The sequence below is a fragment of the Stenotrophomonas sp. GD03654 genome (genome assembly GCF_029845105.1).
Classification (GTDB): Bacteria; Pseudomonadota; Gammaproteobacteria; order Xanthomonadales; family Xanthomonadaceae; genus Stenotrophomonas; species Stenotrophomonas africana.
Genome location: NZ_JAOCLC010000023.1, coordinates 1 through 22,763, shown reverse-complemented (window position 1 = coordinate 22,763; position 22,763 = coordinate 1). Strand labels below are relative to the sequence as shown.

Annotated in this window: 17 protein-coding genes; 10 read left to right on the top strand and 7 right to left on the bottom strand. The window is 65.7% G+C overall.

What is annotated here, in order from left to right; genetic code table 11:
- Positions 1-3: 3 nt before the first annotated feature.
- The 4 genes from N5J73_RS10560 to N5J73_RS10545 all read right to left on the bottom strand — a co-directional run bounded on the left by N5J73_RS10560 (position 4) and on the right by N5J73_RS10545 (position 2,537).
- On the bottom strand, positions 4-237 hold the full coding sequence (locus N5J73_RS10560) for a hypothetical protein (protein ID WP_080354906.1): 234 nt from the start codon (positions 235-237) through the stop codon (positions 4-6).
- 122 nt (positions 238-359) lie between these two features.
- Positions 360-806, bottom strand: coding sequence for a Rap1a/Tai family immunity protein (locus tag N5J73_RS10555; RefSeq protein ID WP_229302202.1), 447 nt, complete (start codon positions 804-806; stop codon positions 360-362).
- Positions 807-825: 19 nt separating this feature from the next.
- The gene (locus tag N5J73_RS10550; protein ID WP_049447993.1) at positions 826-1,455 is read right to left on the bottom strand and encodes a hypothetical protein; all 630 of its coding nucleotides are present in this window, start codon (positions 1,453-1,455) and stop codon (positions 826-828) included.
- Between the two features lie 98 nt (positions 1,456-1,553).
- Entirely contained in the window at positions 1,554-2,537 is a 984-nt protein-coding gene (locus N5J73_RS10545) for a LacI family DNA-binding transcriptional regulator (RefSeq protein ID WP_049447927.1), read from the bottom strand.
- Between the two features lie 155 nt (positions 2,538-2,692).
- On the opposite strand from N5J73_RS10545, the gene ptsP reads away from it, so the two are divergent.
- From ptsP to N5J73_RS10520, 5 genes are all read left to right on the top strand, one after another.
- Positions 2,693-5,203 (top strand): phosphoenolpyruvate--protein phosphotransferase, encoded by a 2,511-nt coding sequence (ptsP, locus tag N5J73_RS10540; protein ID WP_049447926.1) that lies wholly within the window; start codon positions 2,693-2,695, stop codon positions 5,201-5,203.
- Entirely contained in the window at positions 5,200-6,156 is a 957-nt protein-coding gene (locus N5J73_RS10535; protein WP_049447925.1) for a 1-phosphofructokinase family hexose kinase, read from the top strand. The genes ptsP and N5J73_RS10535 overlap by 4 nt, the downstream gene beginning before the upstream one ends.
- 86 nt (positions 6,157-6,242) lie before the next feature.
- Positions 6,243-7,937 (top strand): fructose-specific PTS transporter subunit EIIC, encoded by a 1,695-nt coding sequence (locus tag N5J73_RS10530; RefSeq protein ID WP_049447924.1) that lies wholly within the window; start codon positions 6,243-6,245, stop codon positions 7,935-7,937.
- Positions 7,938-7,951: 14 nt separating this feature from the next.
- Entirely contained in the window at positions 7,952-9,205 is a 1,254-nt protein-coding gene (locus tag N5J73_RS10525) for a carbohydrate porin (protein WP_049447922.1), read from the top strand.
- Positions 9,206-9,395: 190 nt separating this feature from the next.
- The gene (locus N5J73_RS10520; protein ID WP_197596295.1) at positions 9,396-9,995 is read left to right on the top strand and encodes a fasciclin domain-containing protein; all 600 of its coding nucleotides are present in this window, start codon (positions 9,396-9,398) and stop codon (positions 9,993-9,995) included.
- Positions 9,996-10,078: 83 nt separating this feature from the next.
- Here the strand turns inward: N5J73_RS10520 and N5J73_RS10515 are convergent, their stop codons facing one another.
- Positions 10,079-11,278 (bottom strand): serine hydrolase domain-containing protein, encoded by a 1,200-nt coding sequence (locus N5J73_RS10515; RefSeq protein WP_192840570.1) that lies wholly within the window; start codon positions 11,276-11,278, stop codon positions 10,079-10,081.
- A gap of 145 nt (positions 11,279-11,423) precedes the next feature.
- Between N5J73_RS10515 and N5J73_RS10510 the strand changes: the two genes are divergently transcribed.
- From N5J73_RS10510 to N5J73_RS10500, 3 genes are all read left to right on the top strand, one after another.
- Positions 11,424-11,606, top strand: a complete 183-nt coding sequence (locus tag N5J73_RS10510) for a hypothetical protein (protein WP_129550521.1) — start codon at positions 11,424-11,426, stop codon at positions 11,604-11,606.
- Positions 11,607-11,695: 89 nt separating this feature from the next.
- Positions 11,696-14,362 carry a TonB-dependent receptor gene (locus N5J73_RS10505; protein ID WP_049447921.1) on the top strand — a complete coding sequence of 889 codons (2,667 nt, stop codon included), beginning with the start codon at positions 11,696-11,698 and terminating at the stop codon, positions 14,360-14,362.
- Between the two features lie 66 nt (positions 14,363-14,428).
- The gene (locus N5J73_RS10500; protein ID WP_080354905.1) at positions 14,429-15,937 is read left to right on the top strand and encodes an MFS transporter; all 1,509 of its coding nucleotides are present in this window, start codon (positions 14,429-14,431) and stop codon (positions 15,935-15,937) included.
- A 61-nt stretch (positions 15,938-15,998) separates the two neighbouring features.
- Here N5J73_RS10500 and N5J73_RS10495 read toward each other — a convergent pair whose 3' ends face one another.
- Positions 15,999-17,045: a LacI family DNA-binding transcriptional regulator gene (locus N5J73_RS10495; protein WP_049447918.1), complete on the bottom strand. Its 1,047-nt coding sequence runs from the start codon at positions 17,043-17,045 to the stop codon at positions 15,999-16,001.
- Between the two features lie 217 nt (positions 17,046-17,262).
- On the opposite strand from N5J73_RS10495, the gene N5J73_RS10490 reads away from it, so the two are divergent.
- Both N5J73_RS10490 and N5J73_RS10485 read left to right on the top strand, forming a co-directional pair.
- Complete coding sequence (locus N5J73_RS10490) at positions 17,263-19,839, top strand: glycoside hydrolase family 3 protein (protein WP_049447917.1); 2,577 nt, start codon at positions 17,263-17,265, stop codon at positions 19,837-19,839.
- A 191-nt stretch (positions 19,840-20,030) separates the two neighbouring features.
- Positions 20,031-21,278 carry an arsenic transporter gene (locus N5J73_RS10485; RefSeq protein ID WP_049447916.1) on the top strand — a complete coding sequence of 416 codons (1,248 nt, stop codon included), beginning with the start codon at positions 20,031-20,033 and terminating at the stop codon, positions 21,276-21,278.
- Positions 21,279-21,303: 25 nt separating this feature from the next.
- On the opposite strand, the gene N5J73_RS10480 is transcribed toward N5J73_RS10485, so the two are convergent.
- Positions 21,304-22,737, bottom strand: coding sequence for a porin (locus tag N5J73_RS10480; RefSeq protein ID WP_049447914.1), 1,434 nt, complete (start codon positions 22,735-22,737; stop codon positions 21,304-21,306).
- Positions 22,738-22,763: the final 26 nt, after the last annotated feature.

The window sequence follows — 22,763 nt, the reverse complement described above, 5'->3', positions numbered from 1 at the left end:
GGCTCAGGCTCGGTCGGCTATGCCCTGTACACCCGCATGACCGGCGCAATGTGCACAGCAGAAGATCTGGCCATTTCCTTCAACGCCGTGCCCGATAACCGCGCAATCGCAGTGTGCGCAGTGCGGTGCGAATGCGTGGATCGCACACTCGAACGAATCGAACGTGCCGCTGCGCCCGCCCTGCTGCAGGGTAAAGCTCTTGTCGTAGTTGTTGCCGCAGACATCACAGGTAGCCATGGGGCACCTCATGCTGTGGAGGGAACATGCAGTGTGGCAAGCGCGGATGTCGGCGGCTGTGAATGCACCGTGTCACGAGGGTGTAGGACGTTCGCACCGTCGCCAGGTAGGCGCGGACTGCTTCATTCGTCTTTGCCGGGCTCGGCACTGCTACCACGTGATGCGCCGCCGCCACAGGGAAATGCCGACCGCAGCCCTTCGGCAACCAGTGAAGACGCATCCTGCTGCAATCGCTCGCGGGGCAACTGCCGGAGATGGGAGGACACACGGTCGACCAGCTCATGCGGAAGAATCCTGCCTTGGCCACACCACTGGCCGTGGCTGGCATCGGCAACGCCCTGGATATAGGCGCTGGCGCGAGCGCTGGACAGGTTCCGGCACTGCTCGCCGTCGCAGAACCCATCAGCGCCTTTGCCCTGCAGCAGGGTGATGAGTTCGGCTCCACTGACAAGCCAGGTGCGTGCCGGTTGCGTTGTTCCGGCGAGGGCGGATCCAGCCAGGGCGCAGAGGCCCAATGCGAGGAGCCGACGCATGCGGCGGCGCGCATGGGGGGCGTGATGTCCGTTCATGTCGGGGTCCTGGGGTCGGTCAAAGTCGATCAAGCTGGTTGCGCGGATGAAACTCCGGGTCGTCATGGGCTTCCAGCATGGCCTCCACCAATGTTGCGAACGGCGCGGTGGCAGTACCCAGGTCCGCGGCAGACAGAAAGCTGGATTCCCCTTGGCCGACCAGCGCAATCGCGGCAACGGTCTCCCGCTCACCGTCCTCGGCCCAGAGATAGTCGTGGATGAGCGCCACACCCTGGTCGCCTGCCTTCAGGAAGTCGGCGGCGCTCCGTGCCACAGCAAGAAACGCGATGAGATCGTAGAGACTTTCCGAATATGTCAGCGATCCTGCAACAAAGTGCCTGCCGCTGCGGTCATAGGCGGCAACCCGGATGTTCTCCGCCTGTGCGGAGGAAAGGAAGGCCTTCAATGCGGCGCGATTGTCGGGGTAGCGGGCCAGCAGTGCCTGGCAGTCCGCAAGCAGCTGATCCAACGCCTCGTCGCTTGATGAGGCCAGATATTGACCGTTACCCAGGCACCGCTGCCCGGCGAGGCGTCGCCAGTCGGACCATCGGGATGCTGCGGGCACGGGCGCGGCCAGCCATCTGGAGAGATCTTCGGGGCACAACTGCAGGCGAAGCAGCGCTGAATAAGGCTCTGACAAGGCGATCATCCATTGTTTCTGCGTGTACAGCCCGCTTGTAACAGACAGCGGTTGGCCCGCCAACACCCGAACAGCGTTCTCAGGGTTCACCGCGATCGGGCGTCGAGCTATCTCGCAGCCGTCGACCCCCTGACCACGCACCGGCCCGTCATCACAAGTCGGCGTACCGGCAGCTCCGGCGTGCGCAGGCGCTCAAGCAGCAGCGACATCGCGGCCCGCCCCATCTCCTCAACCGGCTGCTCGACCACGGTGATGCCCGGCACGACCAGCTCGGTCCACCGTTCGTTGTCAAAGCCGGCCAGTGCCAATGCGTCTGGAATCGCCAGCCCTGCACCGCGGGCGGCTTTCAATGCTCCCATCAACAGCAGGCTGTTGCTGGTGACCAGTGCTTCGGGGCGTGATGGCGTAGCGAGCCACTGCTCGACCGTCGCGATGGCGGCTTCGGCCGTGGGTTCAACCTCACGGTAGTCCGGCTCCAACCCATGCGTGCGCATCGCAGCGAGATAACCGTCACGACGCTCGGCCGCGGTGGTACTGGTGCTGCCGAACAAGCCGCTGATGCGGCGATAACCACGCTCGACCAGATGCTCGACCAGGGCGCCCATCGCTGCGGGATTGTCGAGCACCACGCTGTCGATCGACCCGCTGGGCGCGGCGCGGTCCACCAGTACCGTCGGAAAATCCAGCGCGAGCCGTTCCAGCCGCCCCACCGTGGTCCGGGTGGGTGCAAAGATCAGTCCACTGATGCGCTCCTCGTGCATCAACTGCAGATACAGCGCCTCGCGCTCAGGGTCTTCATCGGTGTTGCAGAGCGTGACGCGCAGGCCTTCGCGATAGGCGACCTCCTCTACCGCACGGATCAGCGCAGTGAAGAACGGGTTGCGGATGTCCGCCACGATCAACCCGATGATGCCGGTGTGGCGGGAGCGCAGCCGTCTTGCCTGCAGGTTCGGCCGATAGCCGGTCTGGCGGATCGCCACCTCGACCCGGCCGCGAACCTCTTCGCTGACCGGGCCGCCTCCGAGCACCCGCGACACCGTGGACTTGGATACCCCCGCCACGCGTGCGACGTCATTGATGCTGATACTCATTGGAAACGTTCCCGAAAACGTACGCTGTTCATGGCCGGATGGCTGTACAGGACAATGCTAACCCCAAAGCACTATTGGCTTTTTGTGCACTGCACATTGAAATGTGCTGTGGGAACGTTCCCAATACCCCCCAGCCATCTCTCCCGGAGCCCGCTTTGTCGCCCCTGACCTCCCCTTCCCCCGTCAGCCGGGAACTGATCCGCCTGGACGCGCGGGCACAGGACAAGACCGATGCCATCGCCCAGGTGGCCCAGATGCTGGTCGCTGCCGGCTGCGTGGCGCCGGACTACCAGGCCAGCATGGGACGCCGTGAAGCGCTGGCGAACACCTTCCTCGGCCATGGCGTGGCGATCCCGCATGGGCTCGGCGAGGACCGCCACCTGGTGCGCCGCGACGGCATTGCGGTGCTGCAGTTGCCGGAAGGCGTGGAATGGAACCCGGGCCAGGTCACCCGCCTGGTGGTTGGCATTGCCGCCCAGTCCGATACCCACATCACCCTGCTGCGCAGGCTGACCCGCCTGATCCAGGACGAGGCCGCGCTGCAGCGGTTGTTCACCACCCCCGATGCGAGCGACATCGTCAATGCGCTGGCCAGTGATGTCGCGGTCACGGCAGCTCACGTGGCGGTGGCGGACCTGGCCGAGCACTTCGACTGGTCCATCGCTTACCCCAGCGGACTGCACGCGCGCCCGGCCACGCGCTGGGCTGAGACGGCGCGGGGTTTCACGGCCCGGGCCCAGGTGCGCGCGGGCGATCAGGCGGCCGATGCCAAGAGTCTGGTGGCGCTGCTGCAGCTCGGGCTTCGCGAGGGCGATGCCGTGCGTGTTTCGGCCGAAGGCGCCGATGCCCCCGCACTGCTGGCTGCATTACGCAAGACCATGGACGGGCTGGTGGCGCAGGAAAAGGCCGATGCGGAGCGTGCAGCACAGCGAAAGGCTGCGCCGGTCGCGGGCTGGAATCCACCCGTAGCACAGGCTGCCATCGTTGGTATCGGCGCCAGCCCCGGGCTGGCCATCGGTCCGGTGCATGTACTGGCCAGCGCGCAGGCTGATGTTGCCGATCGCCCCGCCCCGCTCGGCGAGGGCGGCGCACGCCTGCAGGATGCACTCAGCCGCACCCGGCAGCAGCTGGCGGCGCTGCAGGACGACACCCAGCGCCGGCTCGGCGCCTCGGATGCAGCGATCTTCAAGGCCCACGCGGCCCTGCTGGACGACACCGACCTGATCACCCGCACCTGCCAGCTGATGGTCGAAGGCCATGGCGTCGCGTGGTCCTGGCACCAGGCCATCGAACAGATCGCCTCGGGCTTGGCGGCGCTGGGCAACCCGGTGCTGGCCGGCCGCGCTGCCGACCTGCGTGACGTTGGCCGCCGCGTACTGTCGCTGCTGGATCCTGCTGCCGCCGGTGATGGCCTGTCCGACCTGCCCGCGCACCCGTGCATCCTGCTCGCGGCCGACCTGTCGCCATCAGACACGGCCCACCTGGACACCAACCGCGTGATTGGCCTGGCCACCGCACAGGGCGGGCCGACCTCGCACACCGCCATCCTTTCGCGCACGCTCGGCCTGCCGGCGCTGGTTGCCGGTGGCGCCGAACTGCTGGCAATCCAGGCCGGCCGCGAGGCGATCATCGACGGCAGCAGCGGGCGGCTCTATCTGTCCCCTTCCGAGGCCGATCTTGCTTCGGCGCGCGCCTGGATCGCCGAGCAGCAGAAGATCCGCGCACGCGAAGCGGCTCAACGCGCGCAGCCGGCGCAGACCACCGATGGCCATCGCATCGACATCGGCGCCAACGTGAACCTGCCCGACCAGGTGCCGCTGGCGCTTGAGCAGGGTGCGGAAGGTGTTGGCCTGATGCGCACCGAGTTCCTGTTCCTCGAGCGTGGCAGCACGCCCAGCGAAGATGAGCAGTACGCCACCTATCTGGCCATGGCCAAGGCGCTCGACGGCCGTCCGTTGATCGTCCGCGCGCTCGACATCGGCGGCGACAAGCAGGTGGCGCACCTGGAGCTGCCGCATGAGGAAAACCCGTTCCTGGGGGTGCGCGGCGCGCGCCTGCTGCTGCGCCGGCCGGACCTGCTGGAACCGCAGCTGCGTGCGCTGTACCGCGCGGCGAAAGACGGCGAACGCCTGTCCATCATGTTCCCGATGATCACCTCGGTGAGCGAGCTGGTCGCTCTGCGCGCCATCTGCGAGCGCCTGCGCGCCGAACTCGAGGCACCCGACGTTCCAATCGGCATCATGATCGAAGTGCCGGCCGCTGCCGCGCAGAGCGATGTACTGGCCCGCCACGCTGACTTCTTCTCGATTGGTACCAACGACCTGACCCAGTACGTGCTGGCGATCGACCGCCAGAACCCGGAACTAGCGGCGGAGGCCGACAGCCTGCACCCGGCGGTGCTGCGCGCGATCCGCGCCACGGTCGATGGCGCGCGCCTGCATGGGCGCTGGGTGGGTGTCTGTGGCGGACTGGCCGGCGATCCGTTCGGCGCACTGCTGCTGGCCGGCCTGGGCGTGGACGAGCTGTCGATGACCCCGAACGACATCCCAGCCGTGAAGGCGCGGCTGCGTGGCAGCGCGCTGGCCGATCTGCAAGCGCTGGCTGCGACGGCGCTGGACTGCGAAACCGCCGAGCAGGTGCGCGCCCTCGACGGAGCCCGCGCATGAACGCCGGCGCCGTCACCATCACCCTCAACCCGGCGATCGACCAGACCGTGCGCCTGGCGCGCCTGCAGCCGGGCCAGGTGCACCGCGCCCGCAGCAGCCACGACGATGCGGGTGGCAAGGGCATCAACGTTGCCGCCTGCCTGTCCGACTGGGGGGTGCCGACAACGGCTCTGGGCGTGCTCGGCGACGGCAACGACGGCGTGTTCCGTGCGCTGTTCTCGGCGCGTGGCATCGCCGACGGTTGCCTGCGTGTTCCGGGCCGCACCCGCACCAACATCAAGCTGGTCGAAGAGGATGGCGGCGAGACCACCGACATCAACCTGCCCGGGCTGGCACTCGGCAACGCCGACCTGGACGCGGTGTCGCGCCGGCTCGCCGCCCTGCTGCAGCCGAACCTGCCGGTGGTGCTGTCCGGCAGCCTGCCGTCCGGGCTACCGGCCGACGCATGGGCGCGCTTGCAGGCACAGGCCGGCGCCGCCGGTGCGCGCGTGCTGCTGGACACCAGCGGCGACGCACTTGGGGCTGCATTGAGCGGCGCACAAGGCGCACTTCCCTACGCGGTCAAGCCCAATCGCCACGAACTGGAGGCCTGGACCGGCACGCCGTTGCCGGATCGAAACGCCCTGCAGGCGGCGGGCGTGGTCCTGGTCGAACGCGGGGTCGCGCTCGTAGCGATCTCGATGGGCATCGACGGCGCGCTGTTCATTGATCGCGGCGGCGCGCTGGTCGCGCGACCAGCGCATTTGGCGCAGGGCAGTACGGTCGGTGCGGGCGACGCCATGGTGGCCGGCATCGCCGCCGCACTGCTGGAGCCCTCCTTCGATCTGGCCGGCTGTGCACGATTGGCCACGGCGTTCTCGATGAGCCGCCTGGAAAGCGGTGACGCGCGACGGCTGGATCCGGCGCAGGTGCGCCAGTGGACCGGCGACGTATTGATCGAGCGGTTGGATTGAGACGACTGCAGGAGGCGCTGTTGCTGGCTTCGAGCAGCGCACAGTGCCTCCTGCAAGGACGAACCCGAAGCATTCCAGGAGTTCCCATGCAAGTTTCCACCGTAGTCATCGCCGCAGGCGATCGCAGCATCGAAGCGGTTCTCGCCGCCGAAGCGCTACGCCGCGCCGCCCGCCAGCGCGGGCTCGAGCTGATGATCGAAATCCGCAGCGATCAGGGCGTGACCGGCGCGCTGCCAGCCGCAGATGCTTCCGCCGCGACACAGCTGCTGCTTGTGGGTGACGGCGAGGCGGATAGCTCCCGCTTCGGCAACGCCCAGATCGTGCGCGCGAGCCTCGGCGAAGTACTGGACGATCCGCTTGCAGCGCTGGCACCGTTGTCGGCCGCAACCACGGCAGGCACCGGCAAGCACATCGTCGCCGTCACCTCCTGCCCGACCGGCATCGCCCACACGTTCATGGCGGCCGAAGGCCTGCAGCAGGCGGCCAAGGCGTTGGGATACGCGATCCGGGTGGAAACCCAAGGCTCGGTGGGCGCGCAGGACGCGTTGAGCGACGAGGAAATCGCGGCCGCCGATCTGGTGCTGATTGCCGCCGACCGCGAAGTCGATCTGTCGCGCTTCGCTGGCAAGCGCCTGTTCAAGAGTGGCACCAAGCCGGCGATCAACGACGGCCAGAACCTGATCCGCAAGGCACTGGCCGAGGCCGGCGTGCAGGCGGGCACCGCGACTCCGGGCCGCACGGCCGAGAAAACCAGGGCCACCGGTCCCTACAAGCACCTGATGACCGGCGTGTCGTTCATGCTGCCGTTCGTCACTGCCGGTGGCCTGCTGATCGCACTGGCGTTCGCACTCGGCGGCATCTATGCCTTCGATGACGCGCACAAGGGAACGCTGGCGTGGTCGCTGTTCCAGATCGGCGCCAAGTCCGGCTTCATGTTGATGGTGCCGGCGCTGGCCGGTTACATCGCCTACTCCATCGCCGACCGGCCCGGCATCGCGCCCGGCATGATCGGTGGACTGGTTGCGGTCAACATGGATGCAGGCTTCATCGGCGGCATCCTCGCCGGCTTCATCGCCGGCTACGGCGTGTATTGGATCAACCGTGCGCTGCGGCTGCCGCGCAGCCTGGAAGGCCTCAAGCCGGTGCTGATCCTGCCAGTGCTGGGCACACTGCTGGTCGGCCTGTTGATGATGTACGTGATCGGTACGCCGGTCGCCGGGCTGCTGGCGTGGCTGACCGACTGGCTGCGCGGCATGCAGGGCAGCAGCGCGATCCTGCTCGGCCTGTTGTTGGGTGGAATGATGGCAGTGGACATGGGTGGGCCAGTCAACAAGGCTTCCTATGCCTTCTCCACCGCATTGATCTCCAGCCAGGTCTATACGCCGATGGCGGCGACGATGATCGGCGGCATGACGCCGCCACTGGGTATCGCGCTGGCGACGTGGCTGTTCAGCAACCGCTTCACCGCCGAGGAGCGCGGCACCGCCGGTGCCGCAGGCGTGCTTGGCCTCAGTTTTGTCACCGAAGGTGCGATCCCTTACGCCGCACGCGATCCGCTGCGCACCATTCCGGCGCTGATCCTTGGTTCTGCGGTGGCCGGTGCGATTTCGATGGCAGCTGGTGTTGAGCTGAAGGTACCGCACGGCGGTGTGTTCGTGCTGCCGATCCCGAACGCGGTCACCCATCTTGGCATCTACCTGCTGGCGCTGGTGGCCGGCGTGGCTGTCACCGCGGTCGCGCTGCGCGTCCTCAAGAAGCCGGTCACGGCTCCCACCCTGTAAAAGGAACCTCGCCCATGACCTCTCCTTCCCGCCGCCTGTTGCCGGTGACCATCCTGCTGGCCCTGCCGTCCGTGGCCGCAGCCACCGACGCGAGCGAGGTCTTCATCCCCAAGCTGGCGTACACCGGCGAAGCGGCTGCCACGCTCGATGGCGGCAAGCGCAGCGGCACGGCCTATGCCGGCCAGTTGATGTTCGGCGCCGACATGAACCTGGACGCTGCGTTTGGCTGGCGAGGTGCAACGGTCAAGGCCTACGGCATCAACCGCCATGGCACCAATCTTGCCAACAGCAGCACGGGCAACAGCACCTCGGTGCAGGAAATCTACGGCGGCCAGGGCACGCGCCTGGCCAATCTGACGCTCGAGCAGAAACTGCTGAACGACCGACTGGTGCTGGAAGCCGGGCGCAGCGTCGCCAACATCCATCATCTCGGTTCGGAGCTGTGCCAGTACTTCCAAGGCAACTCGGCCTGCGGCAACCCGACCTACGTGTTCCGCACCAGCAGTTTCACCTGGTGGCCGGTATCGAGCTGGATGGCCGATGCCACGGCCTGGGTGACGCCGGATGTCTACGTGCGCGTCGGCGCCTATCAGGTCGACCCGAGCCAGGCCGAGGACGGCCAGCACGGCCTGAAATGGAGTACGAACCAGGCCGCCGGGTGGATCGTGCCGTACACGATCGGCTGGCGCAGCCCTGCGTCGGCGCGCCTGAAAGCCAAGTACGAGCTCGGTGGCTGGCAGGACAACTCGACCTATCGCGACCCGCTGCGCGATGCCTATGGCATGCCGGCGCTGCTCAGTGGCCAGGAGTATGCGACACGCCACGGTCGTTCCGGTGCGTTCGCCCGCTTCGAACAGCAGCTTACCGGCGATGGCAGTGGTCGAGGCCTGACCCTTTTCGGCGCCGCGCTCAAGGGTACCTCCGGGCAGTTGATCGAGAATCACTTCCTGCAGGCCGGCCTGGTGCAGAAAGGCACGTTCGCAAGCCGACCGCAGGACAGCATCGCTTTCGTGGTCACCCAGCAGAAGTACAGCGGCATCGCGCTGGAAAACCTGCGCCTTGCCCGTGCCGCAGCGGGTGGCAGCGGTACCCCGCACGGGAGCCAGGTGATGATGGAGCTGAGCTATGGGGTCCAGGTCACCTCGCAGCTTCGGGTCGCGCCGAACCTGCACTACATCGTGCATCCGGATCAGTTCAACGAACCCGCACGCCAGCATGATCTGCCGAATGCGCTGATTGCCGGCCTGCGGGTCGATTGGAGTCTGTAGGAGAGTCCGTTTTCGTCCGCGCGATTGCCGATCAAAGGCTCATGATGCCCACGCAGTCCATTTTGCCCTGCGGGCGGCAGCGACCGGCTCTGGTCAATGACCGCACGTCTGTCCGGTAGCGTGGATTCGATCGACGCCGGCCTCAGCATCACGCTGGTGCATCCAGGCGTTCCCGCCAGCCGTATGTAGGATGCCCGCGCTGTGCGGGCATCCTATCGAGGAACGCACCGTGAACGCTCTTCAGCGCATCGCCGCCGCAGTCAGCTTCGCCGTACTCGTCTCAGCCGCTTCCGCCAGCTTCGCCGCAGATCCCGTAATGGTTGGCGGGGCCGAGATGTACCCGACCAGGACCATCGTTGAAAACGCCGTGAACTCCAGGGATCACACCACTCTGGTGGCAGCGGTCAAGGCCGCAGGCCTGGTCGAGACCCTCAATGGCGCCGGTCCCTTTACCGTCTTTGCGCCCACCAATGCGGCCTTCAACAAGCTTCCAGCAGGCACGGTCGATACACTGGTGAAGCCTGAAAACAAGGCGCAGCTCACCCGGATCCTCACCTACCACGTGGTCCCAGGACGCTTCAGTTCCGCCCAGCTCCTGGCCGATGCCAGGAAGCACGGTGGAAAAGCCACGCTGAAGACAGTGCAAGGCGAGCCGCTTACCGTGGCGCTTCACGACGGCACGTTGTGGGTGATCGACGCCAAGGGTGGCAAAGCGGGCATCAGCATCGCCGACGTCAACCAATCCAACGGCGTCATCCACGTTGTCGATACCGTGCTGATGCCGAAGTAGTGGTGCCCCCTGCCAGACCTGACACTCCGGCCAGCAGCACGAAGTAGTGGACGAGGATCCGGGCGCATGCCCGGCTCCTCCGTTCACTGAAGCGCCTGGGCCAGCTTGAATACATCCGCCGGGAATGTCGCGTAGTCATCCAGTGGAGCGCGATGGCTGTCGCGTCGGTGGATGAGGCGCACGGCAACCACTCGCTGTTGCGGAACGATGACCAGGTGCTGGCCCAGGTAACCGTTGGCGGCGTAGGCAACGGTCGGGCCGCGTTGGATGTCGAACATGTCGGACAGCTTGAGTCCACGACGGGTGATCTCGCTGCCATAGTGCTGCGGCCACTCCGCCCCAAGTCGTTCGGCCACGTCCGCAATCAAAGCACTCTTGCTGTCGAATACCCTGCCCCCGGTGGCCAGCAATGCCTGCTGGACCGGAACGCTGACCTCATGCTGCGCCAGGAAGCCGGCCATCTGGCCTTTCAATTCATAGCGCTCCCATGCCGGAATGCGCCACCACAGAAAACCAACATCCGGGGAGCGGGCACTTGCTCCAGTCAGCAGCGCCACCGACCGCTCGCTCAGCACGCGCGTACCCGCCGGAGTCACGCCGCCATCAAGCAGCAGCTGCCCGATCTTCGCCAGATCGCGGGCACTCAGCGACAATCCGGCCATGCCCAATGGCGTGCCCGCACCGTCCTTCAACCAGGTATATCGGGCAATGCCCAGCGGTTTGAACAGGCGCTTCTCAAGGTAGGCATCCATCGGTTCTCCTGCCAGACGCTCGACAATGCCGGGCAGCAGATTGGTAGCCTTGTTGTTGTAGGAGAACGTGGCGCCTGGATCGCTGCTCAGCTCTGCAGCCAGCGCGAGCTTGACCAGGTCCGGCGCAGCTTCCAGCTCTTCCCCCGCGTTGGCCACGTTCTGCAGGCCAGAGGTATGGTCCAGCAGCATACGTACCGTGATGTCCCTTTTCCGCCCCTGTTTCCACTCCGCGAAGATGTTGCTTACCGGCTCGTCGACCGAGGCCAGTTTTCCGTCGTCCAGCAGGAGCATGATGGCCAGCGCCACCACCGACTTGGTGGCCGACATGAGGTGAGCCGGCTCTTCGCCGGTCTCTGGCTGTAGCTCCAGCAGTGTTTTTCCATCCTTCCAGACAAGCACCGCGTCGGAATGCGCGGCACGGGCGTTGCGTTCGATCATCGCGACGGCGTCGGCCGTGGTGGTCGTGCTGGCCAGAGCAGGGAGGGCCAGCATCAAGGCCGCGAAGCCGGACAACCATCGGGCAGTTTTCATGGGCAGCTCTTCCGGTGAATGCCTTCTCACATTGACTACAACTGTAGTCAAGGCCGAGTGCCTGAAGTCATGCCCGGCCACGTGGCAGCATCAGCACCACGCGACCCGCATGGCCCCGTAGCCCGCCAGCGGATACGCGAAGCCGATGGCCCTTGCTGCCGGCCCCCTTTCTGATGGTTCCGATCCGGCCGTTGCAGTCGCAGGCAGGGCGCAACGCCGCTCGATTTCGTTTCGCATTGCAGCAAATGCGGCGTGCCAGGCAGCCCTGCTGATCGCTCAACTGCCTGATTTCCCGAGCATCTGGTCATCCATCGTTCATTCTGATTGACAGCGTTGTCAGGCGGCGCTTACAAGAGCCCACGTCCGGCGCGTGGCGCGGGAACGTCCAGACAACACTTATGGGGAGAGAGGGACCCTATGACCGGCCATTTCAGGAAGAGCAGACTCGCACAGGCAATACTTGCCACCATCGTCACCGCCACTGCAGCGCTGCCGGTCGCAGCGCAAACAGCCAAGGAAAGCAGCTCCACCACCACCAGCGAGGCACGGGAGGCCTCAACGCTGGACGCCGTCATCGTCACTGTCGAACGTCGGGAACAGGACCTGCAGAAATATGCAGGTACCGCCCAGGCAATTTCCGCGGACGATACGCGTGCGCTGGGCATCAACAATGAGCTGCGCAACATCCAGGCCCTGGTGCCGGGCATGAGCATGGCCAACCAGGAAGGCAACCTGGAGATCTTCATCCGCGGCGTGGGCTCTTCGAACAATACCGAGCTGGGTGATCCGGGTGCCGCGCCTCACATCAACGGGGCCTACATTGCGCGACCGCGCGGTCTGGGCGGCATGTTCTACGATGTCGAGCGCGTGGAAATCAACAAGGGCCCGCAGGGCACACTGCGCGGTCGAAATGCACTGGCCGGCACGCTCAACATCATCACCAAACGTCCTGATCTGGAAGCCTTCGGCGGATATGTACAGGCCGAAGTCGGTAATCGTGACCACCGGGGTGGCGAGTTCGCACTGAACCTGCCGATCGGCGGTGGCGCGGCCTTCCGCGTGGCCGGCTACAAGGTGGAGAAGGACTCTCCGTTCAAGAATGCGGGGCGCGCGCAGGACCTGGAACCGGCAGGCGTGCAGGACGATCGGGGGGCACGCCTGTCGTTCCTCTACCAGCCGGATGACAAGCTCTCGATCTTCGCCATGGCCGACATCGGCAAGGAAGGCGGCACGGGCTATCCCGGTGCCAACGTCTACACTGCCGCGAAGGCCGGTTATCTGCCGGACGATGTCGACCTGCGCAAGATCATCTACCGTGGCGCGCAGGGCAAGCTCGACAGCACCAACTGGGGGGCGCAGACCAGCATTTCCTACGACTTCGGCAAGGTGGCGGTGGAGTACAACGGCAGCTACCGCAACGTGGACTACCGCCAGACCAATGCGCAGAGCGAAGGCATCCTCTGGCCGGGCCGCAACATCGATCCGGTATCGCCCAGCAACCCGGGTGGCATCGACTACGACAACTACTCCACGCAGTATTGGCTGACCGAGTCGGAGTCGCAGGTGCACGAGCTCCGCTTCACCTCGGACCAGGACGCGCGGCTGCGCTGGACCACCGGCCTGTTCCATTTCAATGAGGACCAGCGGGTCGGCTATCTCTCGCTGGTCGACAAGGGACGCTGGTACTCGGGCACCGAGTTCACAATGCCCAAGGTCAACGGCAAATCTTCGGCGATATTTGCCGACGGTACCTTCGACGTCACAGATCGCCTGCGGTTGAAGGGCGGCCTGCGATACTCCGAAGAGAAGAAGTCGCGTTACGGCATCGGCGGCAACTGGTCGCTGGGCCTGCCCGGCCAGGGCGGCGACTTCGCCACGCGATTGGGAACTCCGGGCTTCGAGCCGGCCTTCATGAGCCGCCCGAATTTTGATGTCAGCAACATCACCTCGCAAGCCGAGATGGCCCGTTTCCTGCTGCAGGGCGTGCTGCGTCACGGTCGCAATGATACGTTGCTGCAGCAGATCGGTGCGGTGCCCGACGGCGGCCCCTTCGGGTGTGTGGATCGTCCCGACATCGGCGGCGACACCGTCGACTGCCCGTACCAGAGCTGGGCCCAGGTCAGCGCGATTCCTGCCCAGCAGTTCGGCAGGAGCAAGTTCAGCTTTACCGACTGGCGCGCGGGTTTCGAGTACGACGTGAGCGACGACAGCCTGCTGTACGGCTTGGTGTCGACCGGCCACAAGGCGGGCGGCTTCAACGACACGTTCGATCCGAAGGAGATTCCGGAGACGTTCAAGCCCGAATCGATCATTGCCTACGAAATCGGCAGCAAGAACTCGTTCCAGATGCTGGGCCGAACCTCGACCTTCAACGTCAGCGGCTTCTATTACGACTACAGCGACCAGGTGTTCCAGGACCTGGCGGTGATCGCCACCAACCCGACCACTGGCGAAGCCACTGGCTATGCGCTGGTCAACCGCAATGTCGGCAAGTCGGCGGTGTATGGCCTGGAGGCGGAAAGCAGCCTGCGCTTCCCGCACAACTTCATGGTCAACATCAATGCACTCTGGATGGATAGTGAGATCAAGCGCGGCACCGTCGCCGATGTCCGCAGCCAGAACTACGACGCCGGTGGTGCCACTTCGTTGATCGACCTGTCCGGCAATGAACTGCCGCTGGCCTCGAAGCTCACCTTCAACGTGCGCCTGCAGCACACGACCGAGCTGCGCTTCGGTACCTTCGACTGGCAGTTGCTGGCCTCGTACCGATCGGCCTTCTTCCTGACCCAGTACAACAACCGGGACGTGGAGTTCATCCGCAAGGATGCGGTCACTGGCGAACTGGTTCATGACCGCACGCAGAGCGCTGCTGCCGCAGGCTTCCCGGACCGTCAGCGCGGCGAGACCACCTTGAACGCCGGCATCGGGTTTACGTCACTGAGCGGCAATTGGCGGGTCGAAGCATGGGGCAACAACCTGCTCGGCAACGACGTCTCGCAGAAGGCGCTGGTCGGATCGGGCATCAACGTTCGCTTCCTGAACGATCCGCGCAGCTACGGCCTGCGCCTGCGTTACCAGTTCTGAGCAACACCGCCATGAAGGAGGGCCGGGTTCGCCGGCCCTCCCCATGCACCCACCTGTTCCCGCCCTGTGCGTCAACGCGCAGGGCGTCGTCCTGTACGACATGACATGAGAATCATGAAACACACAACCCGCTGGTCGCAGTTCGGTGTACTCATCACGGTCTTCTTCTTCTGGGGCTTCGTTGCCGCAAGCAACGGCATCCTCATTCCGGTGTTCAAGAAGGCGTTCCATCTCAGCCAGGCGCAGAGCATGTACGTGGCGATGGCCTTCTACGTTGCCTACACCGCTGGTTCACTGATCTACATCGCCGTTTCACGTGCCATCGGCACCGACCTGCTGCATCGGGTGGGCTATCGCAACGGCATCTGCATCGGCCTGCTGGTCTCGGCACTGGGCGCCCTGCTCTTCTATCCAGCAGCCAACACCGGCTCGTTTGCACTGATGCTTTCCGGCCTGTTCATCGTGGGCCTCGGCTTCTCCCTCCAGCAGATCGCGGCCAATACGCTGGCGGTGATCATGGGTGACCCGGCCACCGGATCGCAGCGCCTGACGATGGCCGGCGGCGTCAACAACCTGGGGGCAACAGTGGGCCCACTGCTGGTGAGCATTGCCATCTTCGGCAGTGTGTCAGCGGGCAATACAGAGGCCAGCATCGAGAGCGTAAAGATACCGTACCTGGTACTGGGCGCCGCCTTCGTACTGGTGGCCGTGCTGCTGCGGGTCTCGAGCGTGCCCAATCATGTCGACCTGTCCGCGACGGTCCCCGCAGGCGTAACCGGGGCAGATCACCAGACAGACCGCAGATCTGCGCTTGCTTACCCGCAGCTGGTCATGGGCATGATCGCGATCTTCCTCTACGTCGGCGTGGAGGTATCGACCATCGACAATCTTCCGGCCTACCTTGAACAGCCCTTGAGCAAGGGCGGACTGGGCCTGGAAACCTCGGTGATCGCCCCGTTCGTGTCGCTGTACTGGGCCAGCCTGATGATCGGCCGCTGGGGTGGTGCCGCAGGTGCGTTCGATGTGCGCGCAGGCACCCAGAAGCTGTTGATGCTGGTGCTTCCGTTCGTCGCGTTCGCCATCTACCTCGCCGTGAACGCGGTATCAGGCCACGACTCCGGGCAGTTCCTCCACTACGCGCCGGTGATCGTCCTGATGATCATCGCCACCCTGGCCAGCAAGGGCAGTCCATCGCGCATGCTGCTGTACTTCGCCGTGTGTGGCATTGCGGCGCAGTTGGTCGGCATGTTCACCACCGGCATGACCAGTGTCATCGCCTTCATCAGTGTCGGGCTGTTCTGCAGCACGATGTGGCCCTGCATCTTTACCCTGGCCATCTCCGGCCTGGGCCGCCACACCAATCAGGCAAGCAGCCTGCTGATCATGATGATCATGGGCGGCGGCATCGTCAGTTGGGCGCAGGGCGCACTCGCCGACAAGGTCGGTGTGCATTACAGCTTCATCATTGGCGTGCTGTGCTTCTGTTATCTGGCGTTCTACGCCTGGGCTGCCGGCCGTACACTTCGTCGCCAGGGTGTTGATCTGGAGCGATTGGCGACCGAAGCGGGCCACTGAGCCGCGCCCCTGCCCTGCCAGCGCGGCCTGCCGATCGCGCCGGCCGGCCGTTGGACCGCATTCAATCGTGACGGACCGGTCCCGTGGATCGCCGGACCTGCAGGGCGTAGTCAATATCGACCACACCACCGCTGCCGAGCTCGCGCACTTCCTTGATCAGCTCCATGGCCGCCCGCCGGCCCATCTCACGGGTGGGCTGGCAGACGGTGGTCAACGCCGGATAGATCTGGCGGGCAATCGGCGTGTCATCGAAACCACAGACCGAGATGTCGCCCGGCACCGAAAGGCCGTGCTCGAACACCGCGCAGATGACCCCCGCCGCCATATCGTCGTTGGCGGCGAAGATGGCGGTCGGCCGATCAGGTCGATCAAGCAGCGCGTTGGCACCGTTGTAGCCTGATTCGTATGAAAACTCGCCCTCCAGCACCAGGCTGGGGTCGTAGCGCAGCCCCGCCCTGCGCAGGCCTTCACGGTAGCCTGCCAGGCGCCACATGCTTGCGCCGTGCGCGGCGTGCCCCTTGATATGGGCGATGCGGGTATGGCCGAGCGAGGCCAGGTGTGCGATCAGCGCAACCACCGCGCCGATCTCGTCCACCACCACGCCCACGTTCCGGTTCTGTTCCTTCGCCGAAATGCTGGAGTACGGGATGCCCAGGTCGACCAGGCGCTCCAGCAGGGCGCTGTCGTCGGTCAGTGGTGGCGTCAGCACCACGCCGTCGAGCTGCGACTGCATGATCAACGACTCGACCTTCTCCACGATATCGGCCGCGTCGTAGATCAGCGGCGCCAGCATCAGGTTGTAGTGCTGTTCCATGCAGGCATCGAGCACCCCCATCTCGATCTCCATCAGATAGTTCGAGGACGGATTGTCGAACAGCATCGCGATCAGGTAGGAACGCCGGCCGGCGAGGACACGCGCCGAGGGCAAGGGGCGATAGCGCAGCTTTTCCACTGCAGCATCAACACGGGCACGCGTACTCTTGGAGACGTTCGGCTCGTTGTTGAGCACGCGCGATACGGTCTTCATGGAGACCCCGGCCGTTGCCGCGACATCCTCGATGCGCACGCGTCCCGGCCTGCCTGCGGGTACCTGTTCAGGTCCCGGCATCCCCCGCCCTCTGCCCGTCATAGCCTCACCATCTGTACCGGAACCCCGCACCACGGGATGTGGATGCAGATGCAACTTTATCCTCAAATCCGATGCCGCTGTGCAGCAAGCAATCGTCTCAAGGGCTGGGTATGCTCGAATTCGACTGACAACGCTGTCAGGTTGCTTTCTGGTCTGCACGCCCCCTTCAAGCCAACCATCCGAGATGATCGTTCCCATGAACTTCCGTCATTCCGATCGTGCGAAGCGCAACCCCGGTTTCCGTCTACACCACCTGATGCTGACCGCCGCGCTCGCCTTGGCGCTGGCACCCGCTATCGGCGCGGCCCCTGCCCCGCAGCGCGAAGCAGGCACGATCACAGCCGCCAACTGGCCGAAGGCGAAGTGGCCGCTGGCCAATGATCCGGCAATGGAGAAACGCATCGACGCACTGATCGCGTCGATGACGCTGGAGGAGAAGGTCGGCCAGATCGTGCAGGGCGATATCGCCAGCGTCACGCCTGATGACGTGCGCAAGTACCGACTGGGCTCAATCCTTGCTGGTGGCGCGTCCGACCCGGGCGGTCGCTACAACGCCAAGCCCGCCGAGTGGCTGGCGCTGGCTGACGCGTTCTGGGAAGCCTCGATGGACACGCGCACTGGTGGCAAGGCCATCCCGATCATATGGGGCATCGACGCGATGCATGGCCAGAGCAACGTGGTTGGCGCCACCCTGTTTCCGCACAACATCGGCCTGGGCGCGGCGCGCAACCCGGAACTGCTGCGGGAGATCGCAAGGATCACCGCTGCCGAAACCCGCGTGACCGGCATGGAATGGACGTTCGCGCCGACCGTGGCGGTTCCGCAGGATGACCGTTGGGGTCGTACCTATGAAGGTTACTCCGAGGACCCTGCGCTGGTGGCGAGCTATGCGGGGCCATTCGTCGAAGGCCTGCAGGGCAAGGTCGGCGCGGCCGACTTCCTTGATGACCACCACGTGATGACAACGGTGAAGCATTTCCTCGGTGACGGCGGAACCGAAAACGGCAAGGACCAGGGCAACACCACGGTCAGCGAGGCCGCATTGCGCGACATCCATGCCGCCGGATACCTGCCGGCGATCAACGCCGGTGCGCAATCGGTGATGGCGTCGTTCAACAGCTTCCATGGCGAGAAAATGCACGGGCACAAGCCATTGCTGACCGACGTGCTGAAGGGCCGGATGGCGTTTGGCGGCTTCGTGGTCGGCGACTGGAACGGCCATGGCCAGATCAAGGGCTGCACCAACACCGATTGCGCGAAGACCTATGTTGCCGGCCTGGACATGGCGATGGCGCCGGACAGCTGGAAAGGCATGTACGAAAGCACGCTGGCCCACGTAAAGGACGGCAGCCTGCCGGAGGCACGGCTGGACGACGCGGTGCGCCGCATCCTGCGGGTAAAGATGCGCATGGGCCTGTTCGACAAGCCCAGGCCCTCGGAGCGGGCACTGGGTGGCAAGTTCGAGCTGCTCGGAGCGCCGGCGCATCGCCAGGTGGCGCGGGAGGCCGTGCGCGAATCACTGGTGCTGCTGAAGAACCAGAATCAGTTGCTGCCACTGTCGCCGAAGCAACGCGTGCTGGTGGCCGGCGATGGCGCCAACGACATGGGCCGCCAAGCCGGCGGCTGGACGTTGAGCTGGCAGGGCGACGGCACGCGCCGCGAGGACTTCCCGAATGCTGAAACGATCTGGGAAGGGCTGGAGGCACAGGTCAGATCGGGCGGCGGCCAGGCCGAGCTGGTGGCCGATGGTCGTTACCGCAGCCGTCCCGATGTGGCCATCGTGGTGTTCGGCGAAGAACCGTACGCCGAGTTCCAGGGCGACCTGCCGAACCTGATGTTCAAGAACGGCAAGTCCGGCGACCTGGAACTGATGCAGCGCTTGAAGGCCGACGGCATTCCGGTTGTCGCGGTCTTCCTGGGTGGGCGCCCGCTGTGGCTCAACCGCGAAATCAATGTAGCCGATGCCTTCGTGGCCGCCTGGCTGCCCGGATCGGAAGGCGCCGGCGTGGCCGATGTCCTTCTGCGCGGGGCCGATGGCCGGGTGCAGCACGATTTCCGCGGAAAGCTGAGCTTCTCGTGGCCACGCCGCGCCAACCAGTACCAGAACAACGTGGGGCAGAAGGACTACGACCCGCAGTTCGCCTTCGGATACGGCCTGACCTATGGCGACAAGGGAGACCTGCCTGCTCTTTCCGAGGACCCGGGCATTGATCCGGACGCCGCAGGCAGTGGCACCCTGTTCGATCGTGGTGTGGCCGGCACCGGCCTGATGCTTCGCCTGACTGCCGCCAATGGCGAATCGACCGATGTCGTGCATCCCAATGCGACAACTGCCGACCAGTCACTGGCGATGGTCGCGATCAATACCGATGTGCAGGAGGGCGCACGCCAGTTCAGTTTCCGGGCGCCGGCCACGGTGGCGTTGCAGGCCAATACTCCGCTGGACTGGTCGCGCGAGACCAACGGCGAGCTCTCCGTGGTAGCGACCGTGCGTGTCGAACAGCTCCCGGCGGAATCCGCAGTGACACTCGGTACTACCTGCGGGGCGGCGTGTGCTGCCGAGGTTGCGCTGGGCCCTGCGCTGTCGGCGGCGCCGCGCAATGAGTGGATCAGGCTGGGCGTTCCCCTCAAGTGCCTGGCCAAGGCCGGGGCAGACATGAGCCGCTTGAACGTGCCGTTTGCGCTGCGCGCCGGAAAGGGCACAACGCTTGCGATCACCTCGGTCGTACTGGGCACCGAGTTTGATCGCAAGGTGGAGTGTGCGACGCAGTAGGCGCGGTGTTGAATGCCTTGGCGCGGCCGTCACGGAACGCGCCGCGCCAGGGCATTCGCTGGGCGGCTGGCACGGTATGATGCCGCAACCCCGGCACTTGCACTGATCGCAGCGGGCGCCTGCACGCCGATCAGATGCACCGGAGAACCGGCGGCAGGGTCGATGGACGGCACCGCGCACGCCTCTACTCCATGCTCGCTTCCCATTCTTCGCTCATCATCTGGATGGCGGTGGCCGTTGCCACTGTCGGCCTGCTGTTCCGTCCGTTCCGCATCCCGGAGTATGTGTGGGCGCTCGGTGCGGCGGCGTTGCTTCCGCTCAGCGGCACCGTGTCGTTCGGCACTGCCTGGCACGCAGTCGCCGAAGGGCGTGACGTTTACCTGTTCCTGGTCGGCATGATGGTGCTGGCCGAGCTCGCCCGCCGCGAAGGACTGTTCGACTGGCTGGCGTTGTACGCAGTCCGCCATGCCGGCGGATCGGGGCGACGCCTGTTCGACCTGGTGTTCCTGGTCGGCACGCTGGTGACGGTGTTCCTGTCCAACGATGCCACGGCCGTGGTGCTGACGCCGGCGGTCTACGCCGCCTGCAAGGCGGCCCGCGCCAATCCCCTGCCCTACCTGTTCGTCTGTGCCTTCATCGCCAATGCGGCCAGCTTCGTGCTGCCCATTTCCAACCCGGCCAACCTGGTGGTGTACGGCCAGCACATGCCGCCGCTGCTGCAGTGGCTGGCGCAGTTCGCACTGCCCTCGCTGGCGGCGATCGGTGCGACCTATCTTGTGCTGCGCTGGGTGCACCGGCGCGAGATCGCACAGCCGCTGGTGACCGCGCCAAAGCATCGCCCGCTGACCGTGGGCGGGCGCCTGAGTGCGCTGGGTGTGCTGTTCACCGGCACGGTGCTGCTGGTCACGTCCGCCCTGAACGGGCCGCTGGGCCTGACCACCTTCTGTGCGGGTACGTTGAGCGTGGCGGCGGTAGCGATCCGCCAGCGACGCAGCCCGCTTCCGCTGCTGCGTCACGTGTCCTGGGGCGTACTGCCGCTGGTGGCCGGCCTGTTCGTACTGGTGGAAGCAGTGGCCCAGACCGGCGCCATCCAGAGTGCGGCCAGCGCGCTGCAGGCGCTGGCGAAGACGTCACCGCACCAGGCCAGCTGGCTGGCCGGTGGTGTGGCGGCACTGCTGAGCAACGTGGCCAACAATCTGCCGGTTGGCCTGGCGGCTGGTTCGTTGGGGCAGATGGCGGACCTGCCGGCGCAGACCCGTGCCGCATTGCTGGTCGGCGTGGATCTGGGCCCGAACCTGTCAGTGACCGGCTCGTTGGCCACGATGCTGTGGCTGATGGCGTTGCGTCGCGAAGGCGAGCATGTCAGCGCGCTCGATTTCCTGCGCGTGGGCGCGCTGGTGATGCCGCCTGCACTCATCGCTGCATTGTTGCTGCTGTGACCAGAATGCAGGCGGCGCCACGGCCCTAGAAGACCAGCTGCAGGCGGGTATTGAAGGTGGTGCCTTCATCCCTGCCCGCCGCACTGCCGCTGCGGTGGCGGGTCTGCCAACGCACGGCTTCGAACATCACCCGACTGAAATCGTTGAGGTACCAGTTCGCGCCCAGGGTCCACGCGTGGCCGGTACCGCCACTGGGCAGTTCGGCATAGTCCACGTCCTCGTAACGGCCCTTCAGCTCCCACGCGCCGCTGCCGCCGCGCGTCACCGGATCGGCGACCTTCACCTTGCCCCAGGTGCCGGCCTTGCCCGAATAGGACGGCAGCGCGCCCGCCAGGAACCAGCCGGCCGAGATCGCCCACGCCTGGTGGTCGCGATCGTAGCGACCGCTGGCATCGGCCCCGCGCAGGCTTCGCGTACCCCACTCGCCGGTTGCCCACGCCGGGCCGAAGAAGCCTGCCAGTTCCGCACCATAGGCGGTGCTGCGCTGGGCGCCCAGCAGCGTGCCCGGCGTGATCTTGACCAGATCGTTGAAATGCCCGGCGATGGCCGAACTGCGCACCACGCCGCTGGCCCCAGCGGGAATCTTCTCGTGGAAGGCCCATGCGCCCAGATGCAGCGTGGCAGCAGCGGTATCCAGCGGATTCCAATGGACGCGGGTGGCCCAGGTCTGGCTGTCGTTGTCGGTGCCGCCGTTGTTGAGGTCGTTGCCGGCCACCGACAGGCTGGCATGCCACCCCTTTCCATACACGCGCTCGGTCAGCCCGACACCAAACAGGCCGCGCTGTGGCAGCATCAACGTGCCGACCACGTTGCGCTCCTGGAACGGCGTGTTGGAGGTGCTGCTGGAGCCATCGATACCGCGGTCGTTCAAGCGGTTGCCCATCGTGAGATCGGCCGGCAGGCCGAACAGCGTGTGGTCCAGCGTGGCGTAGACCGACTTCCAGGCCACCGCGTTGTCGGCGAAGTCGCCCTCCACCACCCAGCCCAGGGTGCCGTAGCGTCCCTCGGCCCCCAGGCGCACCGAACGGATCTCGGTACCAGAAACGTTGCGTTCGCTGACTGCGGAACCGTCAGTGCTGGAGGCGTCGACGAACAGGCGGCCACGGGGACGGAAAACGGTATTGCCGTCGGCGCTGCTGAACTCCGGTGCGCCCTTGGCCCAGGAGACCTTGGGCAGCTTGGACTGCCCGGATTCCAGTGCGGCCACCCGCGTCTCCAGCGCAGGTACAGGGTGCGCGGGCGGTGCGGCCGCAGTGCCCTGCCCGCCCTCTACGGCGCGGAGGCGGGCCTCCAGTTGCTGGATCTGCAGCGCCTGCTGCTGCACCAGGCGTGACAGCTCGGCCTGGCTCAGCGGCGCAGGAAGCGAAGACGTGGACTGTGCGTCGGCATGGCCACTGGCCAACAGCAGGCCGAGCGCGACCGACAGCGCTGCCATCGGCAGCACGGTGGGAGGGTTCATGGGCTCTCTCCGGCCAGCCGGCCCCT